The organism is Roseivirga sp. (assembly GCF_049099775.1).
Taxonomy (GTDB): domain Bacteria; phylum Bacteroidota; class Bacteroidia; order Cytophagales; family Cyclobacteriaceae; genus Roseivirga.
In genome coordinates this window covers 211,782-229,854 of the sequence record NZ_JAGDZM010000013.1, presented here as the reverse complement: position 1 = coordinate 229,854, position 18,073 = coordinate 211,782, and the positions used below count along the sequence as shown (strand labels likewise).

The 18,073-nt window shown below is 39.1% G+C and carries 16 protein-coding genes; 3 read left to right on the top strand and 13 right to left on the bottom strand.

Features of this window, described 5'->3' with window-relative positions; translation table 11 throughout:
* Position 1: 1 nt before the first annotated feature.
* A complete protein-coding gene (locus JXQ92_RS18145; protein WP_421988062.1) occupies positions 2-1,165 on the bottom strand; it encodes a 2-isopropylmalate synthase in 1,164 nt (387 codons plus the stop codon).
* Between the two features lie 173 nt (positions 1,166-1,338).
* On the opposite strand from JXQ92_RS18145, the gene JXQ92_RS18140 reads away from it, so the two are divergent.
* On the top strand, positions 1,339-2,883 hold the full coding sequence (locus tag JXQ92_RS18140) for a hypothetical protein (RefSeq protein ID WP_421988061.1): 1,545 nt from the start codon (positions 1,339-1,341) through the stop codon (positions 2,881-2,883).
* 56 nt (positions 2,884-2,939) lie between these two features.
* Here the strand turns inward: JXQ92_RS18140 and ilvC are convergent, their stop codons facing one another.
* The 6 genes from ilvC to JXQ92_RS18110 form a co-directional block, all read right to left on the bottom strand.
* Positions 2,940-4,013 carry a ketol-acid reductoisomerase gene (gene ilvC / locus JXQ92_RS18135; protein WP_421988060.1) on the bottom strand — a complete coding sequence of 358 codons (1,074 nt, stop codon included), beginning with the start codon at positions 4,011-4,013 and terminating at the stop codon, positions 2,940-2,942.
* Between the two features lie 18 nt (positions 4,014-4,031).
* Positions 4,032-4,538 carry an acetolactate synthase small subunit gene (gene ilvN, locus JXQ92_RS18130; protein ID WP_421988059.1) on the bottom strand — a complete coding sequence of 169 codons (507 nt, stop codon included), beginning with the start codon at positions 4,536-4,538 and terminating at the stop codon, positions 4,032-4,034.
* Between the two features lies 1 nt (position 4,539).
* Positions 4,540-6,261, bottom strand: coding sequence for a biosynthetic-type acetolactate synthase large subunit (gene ilvB / locus JXQ92_RS18125; RefSeq protein WP_421988058.1), 1,722 nt, complete (start codon positions 6,259-6,261; stop codon positions 4,540-4,542).
* Between the two features lie 7 nt (positions 6,262-6,268).
* A complete protein-coding gene (gene ilvD / locus JXQ92_RS18120; RefSeq protein WP_421988057.1) occupies positions 6,269-7,942 on the bottom strand; it encodes a dihydroxy-acid dehydratase in 1,674 nt (557 codons plus the stop codon).
* 186 nt (positions 7,943-8,128) lie between these two features.
* Positions 8,129-8,818, bottom strand: coding sequence for a response regulator transcription factor (locus JXQ92_RS18115; protein ID WP_421988056.1), 690 nt, complete (start codon positions 8,816-8,818; stop codon positions 8,129-8,131).
* 9 nt (positions 8,819-8,827) lie between these two features.
* Positions 8,828-10,288 (bottom strand): sensor histidine kinase, encoded by a 1,461-nt coding sequence (locus JXQ92_RS18110; RefSeq protein ID WP_421988055.1) that lies wholly within the window; start codon positions 10,286-10,288, stop codon positions 8,828-8,830.
* Positions 10,289-10,409: 121 nt separating this feature from the next.
* Between JXQ92_RS18110 and JXQ92_RS18105 the strand changes: the two genes are divergently transcribed.
* Positions 10,410-11,615 carry a redoxin domain-containing protein gene (locus JXQ92_RS18105; RefSeq protein ID WP_421988054.1) on the top strand — a complete coding sequence of 402 codons (1,206 nt, stop codon included), beginning with the start codon at positions 10,410-10,412 and terminating at the stop codon, positions 11,613-11,615.
* Between the two features lie 70 nt (positions 11,616-11,685).
* On the opposite strand, the gene JXQ92_RS18100 is transcribed toward JXQ92_RS18105, so the two are convergent.
* Positions 11,686-12,369 (bottom strand): GOLPH3/VPS74 family protein, encoded by a 684-nt coding sequence (locus JXQ92_RS18100; RefSeq protein WP_421988053.1) that lies wholly within the window; start codon positions 12,367-12,369, stop codon positions 11,686-11,688.
* Positions 12,370-12,551: 182 nt separating this feature from the next.
* Between JXQ92_RS18100 and JXQ92_RS18095 the strand changes: the two genes are divergently transcribed.
* Complete coding sequence (locus tag JXQ92_RS18095; RefSeq protein ID WP_421988052.1) at positions 12,552-12,917, top strand: glyoxalase; 366 nt, start codon at positions 12,552-12,554, stop codon at positions 12,915-12,917.
* Positions 12,918-12,936: 19 nt separating this feature from the next.
* Here JXQ92_RS18095 and JXQ92_RS18090 read toward each other — a convergent pair whose 3' ends face one another.
* The 5 genes from JXQ92_RS18090 to JXQ92_RS18070 all read right to left on the bottom strand — a co-directional run bounded on the left by JXQ92_RS18090 (position 12,937) and on the right by JXQ92_RS18070 (position 17,976).
* On the bottom strand, positions 12,937-13,329 hold the full coding sequence (locus JXQ92_RS18090; protein WP_421988051.1) for a rhodanese-like domain-containing protein: 393 nt from the start codon (positions 13,327-13,329) through the stop codon (positions 12,937-12,939).
* Positions 13,326-14,033 (bottom strand): gluconate 2-dehydrogenase subunit 3 family protein, encoded by a 708-nt coding sequence (locus tag JXQ92_RS18085; RefSeq protein WP_421988050.1) that lies wholly within the window; start codon positions 14,031-14,033, stop codon positions 13,326-13,328. Before JXQ92_RS18085 ends, JXQ92_RS18090 begins: the two co-directional genes overlap by 4 nt.
* A gap of 5 nt (positions 14,034-14,038) precedes the next feature.
* Complete coding sequence (locus JXQ92_RS18080; protein WP_421988049.1) at positions 14,039-15,760, bottom strand: GMC family oxidoreductase; 1,722 nt, start codon at positions 15,758-15,760, stop codon at positions 14,039-14,041.
* A gap of 8 nt (positions 15,761-15,768) precedes the next feature.
* Positions 15,769-16,725, bottom strand: coding sequence for a sugar phosphate isomerase/epimerase family protein (locus JXQ92_RS18075; protein WP_421988048.1), 957 nt, complete (start codon positions 16,723-16,725; stop codon positions 15,769-15,771).
* Between the two features lie 141 nt (positions 16,726-16,866).
* Positions 16,867-17,976, bottom strand: a complete 1,110-nt coding sequence (locus tag JXQ92_RS18070) for a hypothetical protein (RefSeq protein ID WP_421988047.1) — start codon at positions 17,974-17,976, stop codon at positions 16,867-16,869.
* Positions 17,977-18,073: the final 97 nt, after the last annotated feature.

Sequence of the window (18,073 nt, the reverse complement as noted above, 5' to 3'; positions counted from 1 at the left end):
ATTAAACGGCTACTTTATGTCTATTGGCAGCAATTTGATGAAGATCATCATCCAAGACTTCCTTTTTGGCATCTGCCGTTTCTAGAAAGCTCTTGTAGACAATATCTAATTCATCTCTTGTCAACTCATATCCTATATTTTTCATTCGATAAGCTAATGCTGCTCTACCGCTTCTTGCAGTCAATACAATAGAAGAATGATCTACACCGACTTCTTTCGGGTCTATAATTTCATAAGTTTCACGCTTCTTAATCACACCATCTTGATGAATTCCGGATGAATGAGCAAAGGCATTTGCCCCTACAATGGCTTTATTTGGCTGCACAGGAACACGCATGGTATCAGATACGTACCTAGAAATGGCATTGAGCTGTTTCGAGTCGACCCCAGTGGTTTTATTCAATAGTGGATGTTGTTTTAAAACCATCACAACCTCTTCTAAAGCGGTATTTCCTGCTCTTTCTCCAATTCCGTTTATAGTACATTCAATTTGAGTCGCACCATTTATCACGCCAGCAATTGAGTTAGCTGTCGCCATACCCAAGTCGTTGTGGCAGTGGGTGGATAAGGTCACATTATGAACGCCTTTTACATTTTCTTTTAGGTACTTAATTTTAGCGCCATATTCCTCAGGCAGGCAGTAGCCGGTCGTATCGGGAATATTTAGTACAGTTGCGCCTGCTTGAATGGCTTTCTCACAGATGTAGGCTAAAAACTCATTATCCGTTCGGCCAGCGTCTTCAGCATAAAATTCTACATCTTCTACATATCGTTTCGCTAAACTAACAGCCAAAACCGCCCTTTCTACAATCTTTTCAGGGGTAGAATTTAGTTTAAATCTAATGTGGGATTCTGAAGTACCAATACCAGTATGAATTCGTGGTCGGATCGCATTTTTGAGCGAATCAGCGGCGGTAATAATATCCTTTTCCACGGCTCGACTTAGCCCGCAAACCACTGCGTTTTTCACAACTGAGGATATGGCTTCTACAGATTCAAAATCTCCGGGACTGGAGATTGGGAAACCCGCTTCAATCACATCTACTCCTAAGGCTTCAAGTCGCTTAGCCACTTCTACCTTCTCCTTGGTATTCAACTTACATCCTGGCACTTGCTCGCCATCTCTGAGCGTGGTGTCGAAGATTTGTATTTTTTGATTTGACATCGTTTATTTGATCAGTCTTCAGAATTTCTATTATCGCTTTTTACAGATTAATTGAATTTAAACTGGCCTTGGATTGATACCATGTGAGAACTTGTTTCTTATACTATTTCAAAAACGGGCTTTTCAATTTACAAATCACTAATATTCAGACATTTATGTAGTCTCACTTTACAATGGCAAACACTAAAAGCGATCCTCTATTTGAATTGATAAAATCTCTGAATCAGACGGAGAAAAGACACTTTCGTTTGTTCGTGAAAAGGAGTGGAAATTCGGATGATCTTAAGTTCGTCAAACTGTTTGATGCTATGGATGGCATTAAATTTTACGATGATCAAAAAATTTTAAAGAGGGTTTCGAGCATTAAAAAGAGCCAGTTTTCAAACCAAAAGGCTCACCTATACAAACAAATTTTAGCGAGTTTAAGACACTATCATATCGGTCAAAATATCGACATCCAACTTCGTGAAAACATGGACCATGCGAAAGTCTTATATAACAAAGGCTTTTATAAGCAGGCGCTTAAGATGTTGGGTAAAACCAAAATAACTGCTCAAGAAACGAAGCATTTTACCATCGCGCTAGAAGTTTTAGAATTCGAAAAATTAATCGAGTCTGAATATATAACTAGGAGTATTGAAAATCGGGCTGAAGAATTAACCATAGAAGTAAATACAACGGCAAAAAGGGTTAACTCGGCTCATGAATTATCTAACCTCTCGCTAAACCTTTACAGTCTTTTCCTAAAAAATGGTTATGCTAAAACAAAGGATGAATTCGAAGAGGTAAGATTTTATTTCAATCAAAACTTACCCGCCGTAGATTTGAAAGGCCTCTCCTTTTACGAGAAACTCTATTATCATCAGGCCCATGTTTGGTTCAATAAAATCACACAAAACTTTCCTAATGCCTATAAGCACGCCAAAGCTTGGGTAGCGCTTTTTAAGGCCGATGAGTCCATGGCTAAGAAGCAACCAGTGCTGTTTATCAAGGGGTATAGAAACCTGCTAGCTGCACTGTTTCAGTTACAATATTATACACAATTCTGTGAAGTTTTAGCCGAAGTAGAAGCGCTTGGCAAGGATAAATCAATTGTAAAAGATTTAAACTCTGAAATACTGATTTTCAAGTTCTTATACATTTCAAAAATTAATAAGTACTTCATGGAAGGTCAATTCGAAAAGGGTATTGACCTAATCCCAGAAATCTTGGAGAAACTGAAGTTATATGAAGGTAAGATTGACCCTGAACGGGTACTCATGTTCTATTACAAATTTGCATCGCTCTACTTTGGAAACGACAACTACAGGAAAACAATTTTCTATTTAAATCAGATCATATATTTCAAGGATGTGAAACTGAGGGAAGACATTCACTGTTTTGCAAGAATCCTAAACCTTATCGCACATTTTGAGGATGGTCAAGATTTTCAACTAGAATATCAGATCAAATCAACTTTTCAATTCATCGGTAGAATGAATGATCAGCAAGCTGTTCAACGAGAAATCATTCAGTTTCTTAGAAAGACAGGAAAAATAAAGCCCAATGAGCTTAAAAGTGAGTTTATACAGCTCCACAGTAGGCTTGAAAAATTTAATGAGGACCTTTATGAGCGTAGGCCGTTCCTTTATTTGGACATTCTATCTTATCTCCAAAGTAGAATTGAAAGCAGACCTGTTAAAGACGTAGTGAAGGAGAAGTTTAAAGCGCTCCGATAAGAAAAAACAAAGCCAAATATTAAGGAATATGAGCCCCTCAATACTTGGCTTAAGAGTTAGACAAGTTCCTTTTCCTTTGTTTCAGGTGCATTTTCTGGCCTCAGGGCTCTTACTGCTTTACCCGCTCGCCACATTTCAGAATTGTGTAATTCATTCAATTCTTCCTGAAGCTTTTCACGATAATCTGTTTGTGAATTAGAGTCTATACTTCTTTGTGCTTCGGTTCCTGCCAGTACCGATGCGTATAGTTCTTCGAAAACTGGCTTTGTTGCTGCTTGGAATTTATCCTTCCAATCTAAGGCTCCGCGCTGGGCTGTTGTAGAACAGTTTGCATACATCCAGTCCATACCATTTTCTGCTACTAGTGGATATAAGGACTGTGTAGCTTCCTCAACTGTTTCATTAAATGCTTCTGATGGAGAATGTCCATTGGCTCTTAAAACTTCATATTGTGCCATAAACAGCCCTTGAATAGCTCCCATAAGTGTTCCGCGTTCACCAGTTAAATCTGAGGTTACTTCTTTTATAAAAGTTGTTTCAAATAGATATCCTGAACCAACACCAATACCTAATGATATAATTCTATCCTTGGCTTTTCCTGTGGCGTCTTGATGGATGGCAAATGAAGAGTTTAACCCTTTTCCTTCTAAAAATAGCCTTCTTAAGCTTGTACCAGATCCTTTTGGTGCCACTAGTGCTACATCTACGTCAGCAGGTGGTATAATCCCGGTTTTCTCTGAGTAGGCAACTCCAAAACCGTGAGAGAAATAGAGCATCTTACCTGGCGTTAAATGTTTTTTCACTAAAGGCCATAGTTGGATTTGCGCAGCATCTGAGAGTAAATAACAGATGATTGAGGCTTTCTCAAGTGCTTCCTCAATTGGAAAAAGGCTTACGCCTGGCTCCCAACCGTCTGCTATTGCTTTATCCCATGTCTTGGACTCTTGTCGCTGACCTACAATTACTCTAATTCCATTGTCTTGTAAATTTAAAGACTGTCCAGGCCCTTGAACTCCATAGCCTATGATGGCTACGGTTTCATTTGCCAATACTTCTTGTGCTTTTGCTAGTGGAAATTCATCTCTCGTGACGACATTTTCTTCTACTCCACCAAAGTTGATTAAAGCCATAATATTCTAATTAAAAGGTTATTGTTCTTTCTGTAATTCAATTTTTGGCCGGATAACAGATACTCTGCCCGACCTTACAAATTCTTTAAGTCCAAGAGGTCTTAAGAATTCTAGTAACTCTTGTGTTTCTTCCTTATGCCCTGTTTTCTCTATAATCATATATTCTGGCTCCATAGACAGAATACGTGCATGAGAATCACGAATAAGTCTTTCTACTAAATTATTTTCTGATGCTTTTTCTGTTGATAGTTTGTAAAGGGCTATTTCTTGAAAAACTGTCTCTTCATCGAGGTGATAAACTGCTTGGATTACTTCGACTTGCTTTTCAATCTGCTTTACAATTTTTTGAACCAGTTCTTCTTCGGCTTTTACAACTACTGTAAACCTAAAAACACTTTCCTCTTCTGATTCTGAGGTATTTAAACTCTCAATACTCAAATGCCTTTTTGTGAACACTGAAGTAATTCGGTGCAATAAGCCTATGCTATTTTCTGAGAAAATCGATATGGTAAAAGACTGCACCATTTTATGAAAGCCTTATATCTGAAACTGATGCACCTGAAGGAACCATTGGAAAAACATTGTCTTCTTTACCTACCTTTACTTCAAGTAAGTAGCTACCCTCATGATCGAACATTGCTTCAATAGCACCTACTAAATCTTCACGCTGTTCTACAGTACTTCCTTTTATTCCATAGCCTTCGGCTATTTTGATGAAGTCTGGGTTAAGCAGTTCAGTACTTGAGTATCTTTTGTCGAAGAACAATTGCTGCCACTGTCTTACCATCCCCAAGAAATTATTGTTCAGTATAACAATCTTAACTGCGGCTTGGGTTTGAAAAACTGTCCCTAATTCCTGAATAGTCATCTGAAAGCCACCATCTCCTATTATTGCCACAACTTCACGTGTAGGGTTACCCAGTTTAGCGCCAATGGCGGCCGGTAAACAGAAACCCATTGTTCCTAATCCACCAGAAGTAATATTACTTTTCGACTGATTGAATTTGGTATATCGACAGGCCATCATTTGATGTTGGCCTACGTCTGTCACCAAAACGGCATTTCCTTTGGTAATTTTATTGATTTGCTCGACCACTTCGCCCATCTTCAAAGGGCCTTCTTGTGGGCTAATTTCATTTTTAACAACACTTTCGTCTTCTATGGCATTTAGGTTTCTAAATCCTTCTAACCATTCTCTATGACTATTGAGTCTTACTTGTTTTGTAAGTTCTTCCAATGTTTGTTTACAGTCGCCGAGTACTGGGATTTCTACTTTTACATTCTTATTTATTTCGGCTGGATCTATATCTAAATGGATGATTCGAGCTTGTTTAGCATATTTTTCAAGATTCCCTGTCACGCGATCATCAAAACGCATGCCTATGGCAATCAGTACATCGCATTCATTGGTGAGCTTATTAGGTCCATAATTACCATGCATTCCCAACATACCTACATTCAAAGGGTGATCTGTCGGTAAGGCGGAAAGCCCTAAAATTGTCCATGCGGCAGGTATACCAGTTTTTTCTATAAATTTTTTGAACTCTTGCTCTGCATTCCCAAGAATAACACCTTGACCAAACAAAACGAATGGCTTCTGTGCTTGATTAATCAATTCTGCCGCAGCTTTAACTTGATTTAAATTGATAGCGGGCACTGGTTTATAACTTCTTATAGATTGGCAATGGCTGTATTGAAAATCAAAATCTTGGAATTGAGCATCTTTTGTGATGTCAATTAATACTGGACCCGGTCTACCTGATTTTGCAATGTAAAATGCCTTGGCTATGGCTTCTGGAAGCTCTTCTGCCTTAGTCACTTGACAATTCCATTTAGTGACGGGCATAGATATACTAATGATATCCGTTTCTTGAAAGGCATCTGAACCCAAAAGCTGAGAGCCAACCTGGCCGGTAATACAAACCAATGGTGTTGAATCAACCATGGCGTCGGCAATTCCTGTGATAAGATTTGTGGCTCCAGGACCAGATGTAGCTAATACAACACCAACCTTACCTGTTACTCTAGCAAAACCTTGGGCTGCATGAATGGCGCCTTGTTCATGTCGTGTCAAAACATGATGTACTTCTTCTTGAAAGTCGTATAGTGCATCGTAAACCGGCATAATGGCCCCTCCAGGATATCCGAAAACTAGATCTACATTCTCGGCTATGAGCGATTTTATCAGTGCTTTTGCGCCTGAGGTTCTTTCTTTTGTTGCTATTGACTTGGTCAAGACTGATTCCATTTCACCTTTAGTTATCAGTTACACAGCCTTCAGATGCTGAAGACACCGTTTTTGCATACTTTTTTAAAACGCCCGCCTTTACCTTCAAGGCAGGGCTTTTCCAAAGTGCTCGTCTCATTTCAATCACTTCATCGCTTACTTCCAATGTTATCTTATTATCGATAGCGTCGATTATGATGGGGTCGTCGTTTTCTACTAATGCGATTACTCCACCATCTTGTGCTTCTGGCGTTACATGCCCCACTACAAATCCGTGACTTCCTCCTGAAAAACGGCCATCTGTTATCAGCGCGACAGATTTCCCTAAACCTGCGCCCATTATAGCTGCTGTTGGTTTAAGCATTTCCGGCATACCTGGTGCACCTTTAGGCCCTTCGTAACGAATCACTATTACATGACCGGGTTTTACCGTTCCATCTCCAATTCCTTTTATTGCGGAAAACTCATTGTCAAATACAATGGCAGTTCCTTCAAATTTTTCGCCTTCCTTTCCAGTAATCTTGGCTACCGAGCCTTTTGCAGCCAAATTCCCGAAGAGCATCTGTAAATGACCTGTAGTCTTTATCGGTTGATCTAAGGGCTTCAATAATTCACTTTCCTCACTTATTGGCGCTACCGTCGAAAGGTTCTCTGCTATTGTTTTTCCCGTCACCGTCATACAATCACCATATAGCATTCCGTGATCTAGCATAAAACGCATAACAGCCGGTACTCCACCTGCTTCGTGCAAGTCTTCCATTAGGTATTGACCGCTTGGTTTTAAATCGGCTAGAAAAGGTGTGGTATCGGAAAGTGCTTGGAAGTCCTTAAGGCTTAAATCAATATCTACGCTTTTGGCGATAGCGATTAGGTGCATTACGGCGTTAGTAGAGCCGCCGAGTACGATAATCAGCCTGATCGCATTCTCAAACGACTTCTTCGTTAGAATATCTCTTGGCTTTAAATCCAGTTCAAGCAGGTTTCTGATGGCTTTGCCTACTCTTGCGCATTCTTCTCCTTTATCCTTACTTATTGCAGGATTTGATGAACTATAGGGCAAAGACATCCCTAAGGCTTCTATGGCTGAGGACATCGTATTCGCGGTATACATGCCACCGCATGCGCCTGCCCCTGGGCAAGAGTTCTTTATAATTCCTTGATAATCCTCATCGGATATATTGCCAGCAAACTTTTCGCCTAAGGCTTCGAAAGAGGAAACAATGTTCAGTTTTTTTCCTTTATAGCATCCTGAGGCAATGGTACCACCATAAACCATTAGAGAGGGTCTATTGAGTCTCCCCATGGCCATCAGTGCGCCTGGCATATTCTTGTCGCAGCCAACTACCGTTACCAATCCATCGTAGTAATGGGCTCCTGCTACGGCTTCAATAGAATCAGCAATGATCTCTCGCGATACTAAGGAGTATCGCATCCCTTCTGTTCCATTTGAAATACCATCGCTTACTCCAATGGTATTATAAATCAGTCCGACTAAGTCAGATGCTAAAACGCCTTGCTTTACTTCTTTGGCAAGATCATTCAAATGCATGTTACAGGTATTGCCTTCGTAGCCCGTACTAACGATACCCACTTGTGCTTTTTTCATGTCAGCTTCAGTGAGCCCAATGCCATAGAGCATAGCCTGCGAAGCAGGTTGTGTCGGGTCTTGGGTTAGTCGTTTGCTATATCTATTCAATTCCATGCTGTGGATATTCAATAAATAAACTTATCGACTAGCGCTTGCTTCAGTTAATAAAGTTTTGATAATGGTACAATCTCTTAGCTGGAACTAAAAAACACATCTTACTGAAATTCAATTACTTAAATATATTTAGTTTACACCTTTAAGCTTCCATTACAATCGATTTCAATGGTGGATTTATCTGGATTAGTCTACAATAAACTTGTAGCCAACTCCCCTAATATTAAGAATTTGAAGTTTTGGTTCTTCTTTAAGGTATTTCCTCAGTCTAGAGATAAATACATCGAGACTACGAGAATTGAAGAAAGAATCGTCTCCCCAAACGGCCAATAACAATGACTCTTTGGTAACGGTCTGATTTTGCTGCATGCAGAGCGCTTGCAACAGATGTGATTCTTTTGCGGTAAGGTTTCTAATATCATCAGCAAGCTCAAGCGTGAACTTTCTACTATCGAATATGAAGCTTCCTAAATAAAAAACCTTGTCTTCAGGTTGGGTTTCATCGGCTAGCAATCGAGTATCGCTTAACATCACTTTCATACGGATGAGTAACTCTTGAATACTGAAAGGTTTACGGAGATAATCGTTGCCCCCTGACTCAAAACCCTCGATAACATCTTTGACTTGTACTTTGGCGGTAAGAAAAATGATCGGCACGTTTTTATTGGTGGTTCTAATGGCCTTTGCCACATCATAGCCGTTAACTTTTGGCATCATTACATCGAGAATAATCAGATCAGGAGTTTCTTGATTAAATCTTTCTATCGCGGCTTGACCATCCGAAACATGGGTCACTTTATACCCTTGTTCTTCCAAGTTATCTTTCACTAGCATGGCTAATGAAAGTTCATCTTCTACCAATAAAACTTTAGACATAAATGGAGCTTAACATGGTTTTAAATGTATTGAAAAAATAGAGCCTGATTCCGACGAACTCTTCAACCGCAGGTCACCTCCCATTTTGTTCATGATCGTTTTTGATTGATAAAGACCAATACCCATCCCTTTAACATTATGTACTCCATTTTGACTTACGCGATGGAATTTATCAAATATCTTCTTTCGATCTTCTTGTTGGATTCCAATGCCGTTATCTTGAATATTAACAACCACTTTATCGCCAATTTCGACACTAAATTGTATCTCTTTCGGACTTCTGCGACAATACTTTAAGGCATTATCGACCAAATTGTAGAACACATTGTTCAAACGATAAAGGTCTGCTTTTACTTTCACATCTTTAAATGGCACAATCTTAAAGTCAATATCTTCTTTTGATTTGACTTTATAATAATCGATTGTGTCATGTACAATTTCTTTCAGGCTTACCTCTGTCATGCTCAGGCTAATTAAGCCCGGACTATGTAAACTAACTTGAAGCACATTTTGCAACAATCCAGAGATTCTATTCAGCTCCATTTTAGATATTTTCAAATAGTCTCTGGCTTTCTCTTTATTATCAAGAACATGGTACCGATCGAGGCTCTCCAGACTCACATGTAAAGTTGAAATCGGTGTTAAGAGTTCATGGGTCACATTATCGATAAAATCGTCTTTTGTTTGGGCCAAGAGGCGTTGTTTTTTAATCACATTGGTTAAGAACCAGAAACTAAATACAACCAATACAACTGCAAAAACAGAAGCAATAATCACGGCTGTTGATCTTTGGACAATGTTCCAAAAGGGTTCAGGAATTAATACCCCTACTTGTTTTTCAGCCCCTTTATCATTGATTATGAAAAAGTCGGAGATAAACGCCTGACTATCTTCTAGTGTATATGAACCCTCTTTGGGTATAAAAACTAACTCATGATTGGCTTGAATTTGATAGGTTTTGAAGTTTTTAACTAACAGACTATCAAGCATTTTCTTATTAACAGATAATGTATCCTCATATAAATTAAAACGGTTATCAACTGCTTCAGTGATACTCATGTATACCCTTTGGCTGTTTTTTAATCGGCCATTATTACCGAAGGCTTTATTAAATAGAAACTCTTTTGTCAGGGTATCTGGATCATAAGTTGTAATGAAATTATACTTCATTAATCTATTATTGGTAGCAGCCTCAATCAGACTGACTGTTGGATTTACTCCATTGTTGAAAACATATTCAATTTTAAAATAGTTGGTGTCCAGCAAATCGATTTTGTGCAGCTGATGCTTACGCTCCTCTCTGTCTTCTTGCACATCCCCTATTATTAATTCTAATGAGGCATTTACATCATTGGCAAATCCAGTTTTATTGTTAAAAAAATCTGCCCTTAAAAAGTATGCCTGAATAGCGAGCATACACATTAAAGAGAAAATAGTCAATGGAATGGTTACCGATTGCTTCTTAATCATAATCGAATATATGTGGCTTTTTTCGCTCCCAATAATCCATTAACAAACATTTACAATAGTTAAGTCTCAGTTTAACACCCCGAAAAAGGCTATACGCTAGGTTTGTTAAAAAAAGAACGATATGAAACTTAAAGCCATAATTATTCTCGCACTTATTCTCGTTTCAGGTTTACTCAGAGGCCAAGCACTTACGGTTGGCGATAATATAAACCACCTGGAAGAACTTGAAGTTGATTTGATTGGACCTAAAAATGGAAAAACTACAAATGGTCTACCCAAAAAGAAAGTGATTCTAATTGATTTCTGGGCTACATGGTGTGGATCGTGTATTGTGAACATGCCTCACTTAGATTCTCTACAAAAGGAGTTTAAAGATGATTTACTAGTCCTTGCCGTCAGTACTGAGGATGAGGTAAGGTTAGAGCGGTTCGCGGCAAAGAGACCATATAGTTTTATGTATGCCCGAGATAGAGAGCATAAAATGAGTGATTATTTCCCATATAGGATGATTCCTCATTCTGTGTTAATAGATGTAGACGGCACTGTACTAGCGATTACTAACCCTTCAAATATTGATAAGGAGGTTATCAAAGACGTCATTAATAAGGAGAAAATAGACTTGCCACTGAAGGTTGATAACACTGCTTTTGATTATAGCGCTGACTATTTTAACCTAGACCCTGACGCGATAGAATCGTTTGATATTCAGCCTTACAACCCAAACATCCCTGGATTCACTAAATACAATAAAGCCGGGGGACGCATTTCTATGCATAATACCACGATTACAGGTATGTATCGTCAGGCCTTTGATATGAGTTCTTTTCGATTAGTGCTGAAATTAGATGAGGCGAAAGTGGACTGGGAAAATACTGACAACCGATACAATTTGGATATTCTGGTTGCTCCCGAAGACGCCGGTAGGTTAAACGAAATTTTCCAAGAAAAACTACTTTCTACTTTAGATATAAAGGCTAAAACTGAGAAGAAGGAAATGGAAGTAATTGTTGTTTCTAAAATTGACTCTATCCCCTTTCCTCTGGAAAAAGCTGGATCTGACGTTAAAAATCTTAATTCTCGCGGAGATAGGTTTATATCCAATAGCTCATCGCTGGATGACTTTACTAAATACTTGGAAGATCATGGTACTCTGGGAAAACCAGTAGTCAATGAAACTGGTATTGATGGACTATTTGTTTTTGATTTCTCTTATGACCCTGAAAATCCTCAATCATTTCATGATGCCATCAAAAAAATGGGAATCAAAATGAAAAAGGAAACGAGAGAAATAGATGTATTGGTGATTTATGAAGAAGACTATAAATAACGAAAAAACACAAAAAAGGCCTTATACCATTTAGATATAAGGCCCTTTTTATTTCTCAGTAGTCAAGAGACTAATTCGTCGTAGTTGTCACGGTAGTTACAATCATAGTCGTGGTTATGGCAATCATGATGGCAGCTTGTACTTCACGAATGCTTTTGTTTATAGCACTTGAGATTTTCACATCTTGGGTCACTTCTTTAATCTTCTTTTTTACGGCTAGATAATCCTGTTTATCCCTAAAAGCTTCTCTGGTAAGATCAGAAATATCGATTAAGCTCAATAGCATAATATCTCTAGCCTCAGATTTTTCTCCCAAGAGCATTACCCCTTTCAAACGTTCACGGACTTTGTTTTCAGGACTAAGATTACTTGTTGGGTATTTATTATACGGAATTATCCAGAGGATTTTATGCTCCTCTTTTTTCAAGATTCCCTTGTTCATCAAGCGCTGCAATGTGTCATCTTTCAATTCACTGGCCATTTTTGCCAATTTGGCAATCAGCTTTTTAATCTTGATTGGCTCCGTACTAGTCTTAAGGTGTTCGATAACTTTATTTAGCGCAACTTCTTTTTCCAAAGCGCTGTCTACTAACCTAACGTAGTCTCCTTCAACAACAATTTTTTCGCGCAGGGCGAGTTCGAGCAAAATAGCTCCACCAAAACCATAGTGTAGATGCGTAGAATCAATGACAAACTTTCCTTTGTCGTCGTCTAGGGCTATCAACAGATATTCTTCCAATAAATCCAAATCCATATCCAAAATCTAAGTAAACACTCTTCCGGTCAGGTATGCTAAAGGTCGGTTATTTTTCTTAGAGGTTCAATGGAATGGTCTAAAACCATAAAATCTAATATTGTTGAGGCCGTTTCATTCGATTTTTATTGAGACAATGATGATCGATGATTTCTTGAAATTTTAATTTAACTTATTGCTCTATGGAGCACAAAGCAAAATCAATTCGACCCTTTATTGGGGCAAAAGACTTCAAAGAGTCCAGTACATTCTATAAAGAACTGGGGTTTAAGGAAATTCCTATCTCTCACAACATGTCTTATTTCGAGGTGCATGAAGGCTACGGTTTTTACTTGCAAGATGCTTATGTGAAAGACTGGGTTGATAATACAATGCTATTTCTAGAAGTAGATAGCGTGGACAGGTATGAGGCAGAACTTATTAAACTTGACCTTCATAATAAGTATAAACGTGTTAAGCTTTCTTCAATAGTAAGGAATGATTGGGGGAGTGAAATCTTCCTACATGATCCATCAGGAATCTTATGGCACTTTGGAGAATTTCATTGAATGAAATCTAACTAAGGTCTTAGCGCTCGATGGGTAGCTTTTCTTTTTGCCATGCTCTTATTCCACCTTTCATATCATAGGCTTCTTTGAAACCCATTGCTTTCAAGATTTTCAGGGTAGATGAGCTTCTACCTCCAACGGCACAGTAAACAGCTATAGGTTTACTTTTATCTAGTTTCTGAAGTAGACTTTTGAAGTCGGGTTTATAATAATCGATAAGCACGGCTTTCTCTAAATGTCCTGACTGGAATTCTCGTTCAGTTCTGACATCTATGATTTGAATGTCCTCATTTTCTGCAATGACTTTCTGAAATTCAATAACTGTGATTGCTTTTGCTATAGTCCCAGCCTGCTCAACATTTGGTGAGCAAACTGAGAATAAAACAAGCACTGAAAGAAAGACCCTTATCATGTTAGCAAATTACCATCATCATCCCATGTAGCAATATCATTGCGTTTCGTCTGATCCACACACTTTGCCAACCATTCTGGTTCATAATCAACATCGTGCTCATCAAGAACATCTTGAGGCACACCATCCCAATAATTGGGGCTGTTCCCTTTGTATCCCAAGTCCTTCACTCCTAGTTCAGAGGTATAATATCCGGTCAGTATTAGGTTTCGCATTCTTGTAAAGAAGCGCTCTCCTGCCATTAGTTCTGGAGCTGTTTTCCCTGGATAAGCTATTGTATCGGCTATTGCTTTTTGCTGATCTGTGGAGAGTTTTTTAAACTCTAAGTTATACTGCTTAAAAGAATGATTATCAAGCCAAGCCAGTCCACCTCTGATTGGCAATTGCTGTCGTGGCATATCTTTGACTATAAACTCAATGAAAGCGGGTACTTCTGCATCATTTGCACCACCTATTTCGACTGTCGCCGGAAGGATAATGTCGCATAATGACGCAATAGTTTCTAATTCGTGCTCATTTAAGAACGTTTCCGCCAGTACTTCTTCATCGTGCTTTTGTTCTGGAACAGTTCTTCCATAGCCCGGTAATGATGCCTTATCAGTTACTTCAGCGGCTTCTTCGGTACCCGGTGCGCAACCAGTTACTAATAAACCACCAGCTACGGAACCTACTAATAATCCTTTAAGTGAATCTCTTCTATCCATGATAATTAGATTTTACGTTTTTTGACTTGATCTACTAAGTAATCGGATGCTCTCCAAGCTAAAGCCAGGATGGTCCATGTTGGGTTTTTATCGGCTTGTGATACGAATGGCCCTGCGTCCATAATAAATACATTGTCACAATCATGTAACTGATTATACTTATTAGTAACCGATGTTCTCGGGTCATTACCCATTCTTGTGGTTCCTACTTCGTGTATAATTTCACCCGGGGCAGTTAGTCCGTAGTTTCTGTCAGCTCCTGGCTTATCGCCTAATATAATTCCTCCTGTTGCTGTTAAAACCTCTTCAAAGGTGTCTTGCATGTGCTTTGCTTGCTTTACTTCATTATCAGTCCACTGATAGTTGAATTTTAGCACAGGAATACCCCACTGATCGACTACCTCATTGTCTATTTCACAATAATTATCTTTCTGCGGAACACTTTCTCCACGGCCTGAAACACCTACTACGGCACCATAATACCTTTTGATGTCTTTTCTCAGTGAATCGCCATAGCCTCCTATATTACCACCGACAATCTTATTGAGGTTGTTAGGGTTAAAACCAAAGCCATAACTAGGCATTCCCATTCCACCCCATACTTCTATATGATAACCTCGAGGGAAATCTAGCTTAGCATCGTTTAGCCACCATGGGGTGTAAACGTGCATTCCTCCGACACCATCTTCGTTATAAACCTTTCGATCCATCAGTTCAGGAATAAAAACTGACCTACTGGCTCCTGTAGAATCGTGTAAGTATCTCCCCACCATTCCGCTACTATTACCTAGTCCATCTTGATGAACAGAGCTCTTGGAATTCAAAAGTATTCTAGCAGTTGAACACGCTGAGGCAGCCATTACAACTACTTTCGCTTTAAGATGGTATGCTTTTCTATCTATTTTATTGATGTAAGTAACACCTGTGGCTTTTCCTTCCTTATTAGTTGTCACTTCACTCACCATGGCTTCGGTGAAAAGCTCTATTCTACCACCATTTTTCTGAGCTGGAAAGATCAAGCAAGTACCCGCCGAGAAATCAGCATAGGCTGAACAGGCTCTATTACACTGTCCACAATAAAAACAGCTACCTCTTTCATTGTTAATTCTTTTTGTAAGGATAGATAAACGGGAAGGAATAACAGGAATACCTGCTTTTCTTGCTCCTTTTACATAGTATAACTCATGAAGCCTAGGCTTTGGTGGCGGCAAGAAGAAACCATCCGGTTCATTCTTGATATTCTCTTTACTACCAAAAACACCAATAAGCTTATCTACCTTGTCATAGTATGGTTTCACGTCATCATACCCAATCGGCCAGTTGTCACCTAACCCATCCACGCTTTTACGCTTGAAATCTAGTGGACCGAACCTTAGGGAAATTCTACCCCAGTGATTGGTTCTTCCACCTAACATTCTTGATCTAAACCACGCAAACCTTGTTCCGGGAGATTCTGTATATGGCTCTCCCTCTAAATTCCATCCACCGTAAGCAGCATCGAAGTCACCGAATGACCTTCGGTCTGAACTTGCCCCTCTCCTTGGAGATTCCCAAGGCCACCTGAGTTGATTTCTGTATTGATCTTGTTTCGGGTCGAAGAATGGTCCAGCTTCTAATACGGCGACATCAAAGCCTGCTTCTGAGAGTATTTTGGTGGCCATTCCGCCACCTGCTCCTGAGCCTACTATGACTACATCGTATGTCTTGGATGATTCAATTATTTGCATAGTGTTAGTTAATCTATTTGTGAAATGGCATTTCGGATAGCACCAATGGTTTTCTCCAATGCCTGGTCAGTTTCTAATTTATTTAATTCCGCATTAAACGGCTCGGCCCTAACAGGTCCATCATAACCGATTTCTACTAATGCTTCTAAAAATTCTTTTGTCGATAATACGCCACTATTTGCTGGTAATTCTCTCTCCCAGTCCAACTGTTCGTCAGCAGTTCTACCTGCTTTTGCATCATTGAGGTCTACAGTGATGATCTGATCTGGTTTTAACTTTAAGACATCTTCTTTAGATTCTCCTGCACAGAACCAATGAAATGCATCTAACTGGTAACCCACATTCTTTTGATCTATTGCATCAAGTAGCTCGCTCAATTCAGCCATAGAACGAATGAAAGCGTATTTGTCTCTGGCCATTAATGTCTTTGGCCCTACATACTCTAGTCCTAGCTTAATACCGCTATCATTGAGCACTTCCGCGACCTCTTTTAAACGTCTTGCATGCCGGTCGAAATTCCTTCTATAAGTTAACTCGTTGTGCGTGGGCATAATCCAAGTTGACATCCGTTTTGCCCCAAAAGCTTCTAGTGTTTTAGCTGCTTTTGGCAAGCCTTTCAAGTCTTCTCGAAATTTCTCTTCAGATGATCGGAATTGTATCGGTAAGTTGGCCGTTCCCCATGAAATCTTATTAACTGTCTTCAAATCACGAAAGCGCGCTCTTTCATTGCTATCAAACTTTGCTAGCTGATCGGGAAAAGGCACTATTGCTTCAAAACCGTGCTGGACTGCCTTTCTAAGAAGTGCGTTTTGAGATAGTTCAACCCCGATGGCACCAGGGTTTAGACAGATTTTGAATTGCCTTGCAGGCTTACTGATAAATGACGACAAAGAAGCTGGGTAGAGTGCAGCTACACTGAGTACTGCGGTTTTAGATAAAAAGGACCTTCTACCGAAATCGATCATTCCCAAAAGATAAATAAATCAGTCGAGAATTCAGACAAAATATATGCTAAGAACAGAATAGTTTGAAATCGATTGTCAGTCGTTCAAAACGAGTGCTTTGAATAAGTAATTTCATATGAGTGTACCTTCTAAGCGCCTAGTTTACTTAAACTGTTTAAGGTCAGTTATAAACAACTTATTCTCTATTTCGGGATGAAAAACAATCATGCGACCGTCCGGAGTAAGCGTATATGACTGAAACCAATCCGGCAAAGATAATTTTGCCAATAATTTACCCTTCAAATTAAAAACTAGTAAAAAGGGCTCGGCTTGTGATATCCATTGATAGCTACTGACACCATTAGTCGTAATCTTCTCTGCTAAGCTTTCTCTATAGTGCGATACTATCAAGTTTTCACTCATTTTAACATTGTCTTGGTAACTATATAGACCAAAACTGTTTCTGATGCTCATTCCTGCTTTATCAGCTACAATTTTAGATGCTTGTTGATTCTTTGCTTCAAAATTAATATCTGTATATGCTCCACTTGGTAATTCGAAGAGCCTTATCATTGGAAAATTCATATACGCCTTAGCCAAAAACCTACCGTCCCCGGAATAGCTCGACATCCCAGCGTATAAGTGATGGTAAGCCGTATTGGGAATATCAGGATACAGGCTTGGATAATCGCCAAAATCACCATCCGGCTCATAATTTTCTTCGGTTTCAGGTCTGATATTAAAGGTTACAAATTCTTTTGGCTTAAACTCAACAGCCCCGGCCAAAGTATTATCATCAACAAAAAAGCCTTGATTAATAATACCTAGAGCAGGTGGTGCTTTGAATTCAAATGACAGTTTAAGGTCAACTTTCTCTTTACCGTCCACGATATCGTAGATCCGGACGTATTTTAGACCTTGTATCATTAATTGACCTTTACGAATACCAAAACCAGATGGGTTGAACATTTGAAATTCTCCAGGGCCACCACCCTTGCTCGCAAATCCACCCATGAATTCACCATCGGAAAGACGATATGATTTTACTGGTGGTACTTCGTCAGCGTTTAAAACAAAAATATATTGACCATTAGATGACATGTTATGTGCTTGCCATATTTCACCGTTAATGTTTATGGTCGTTAGAATCTTTTCTAGTTCATGCTCCCTATCGAAATCTTGAACATTTACTACTTCTTTCGACTTCTGGGCGAAAACGGAAAGAGAGAAAAGGAATACACAAAACTGAAGTGCAATTGGTCGGTAGATCATATGGTTGAAATTTTATAATATAACTCAGAAAAAGTCAATTATATTATGATTCGCTAACTCAAACTTTGTGATGAAAAGATGTGTTCAAGTATGAATT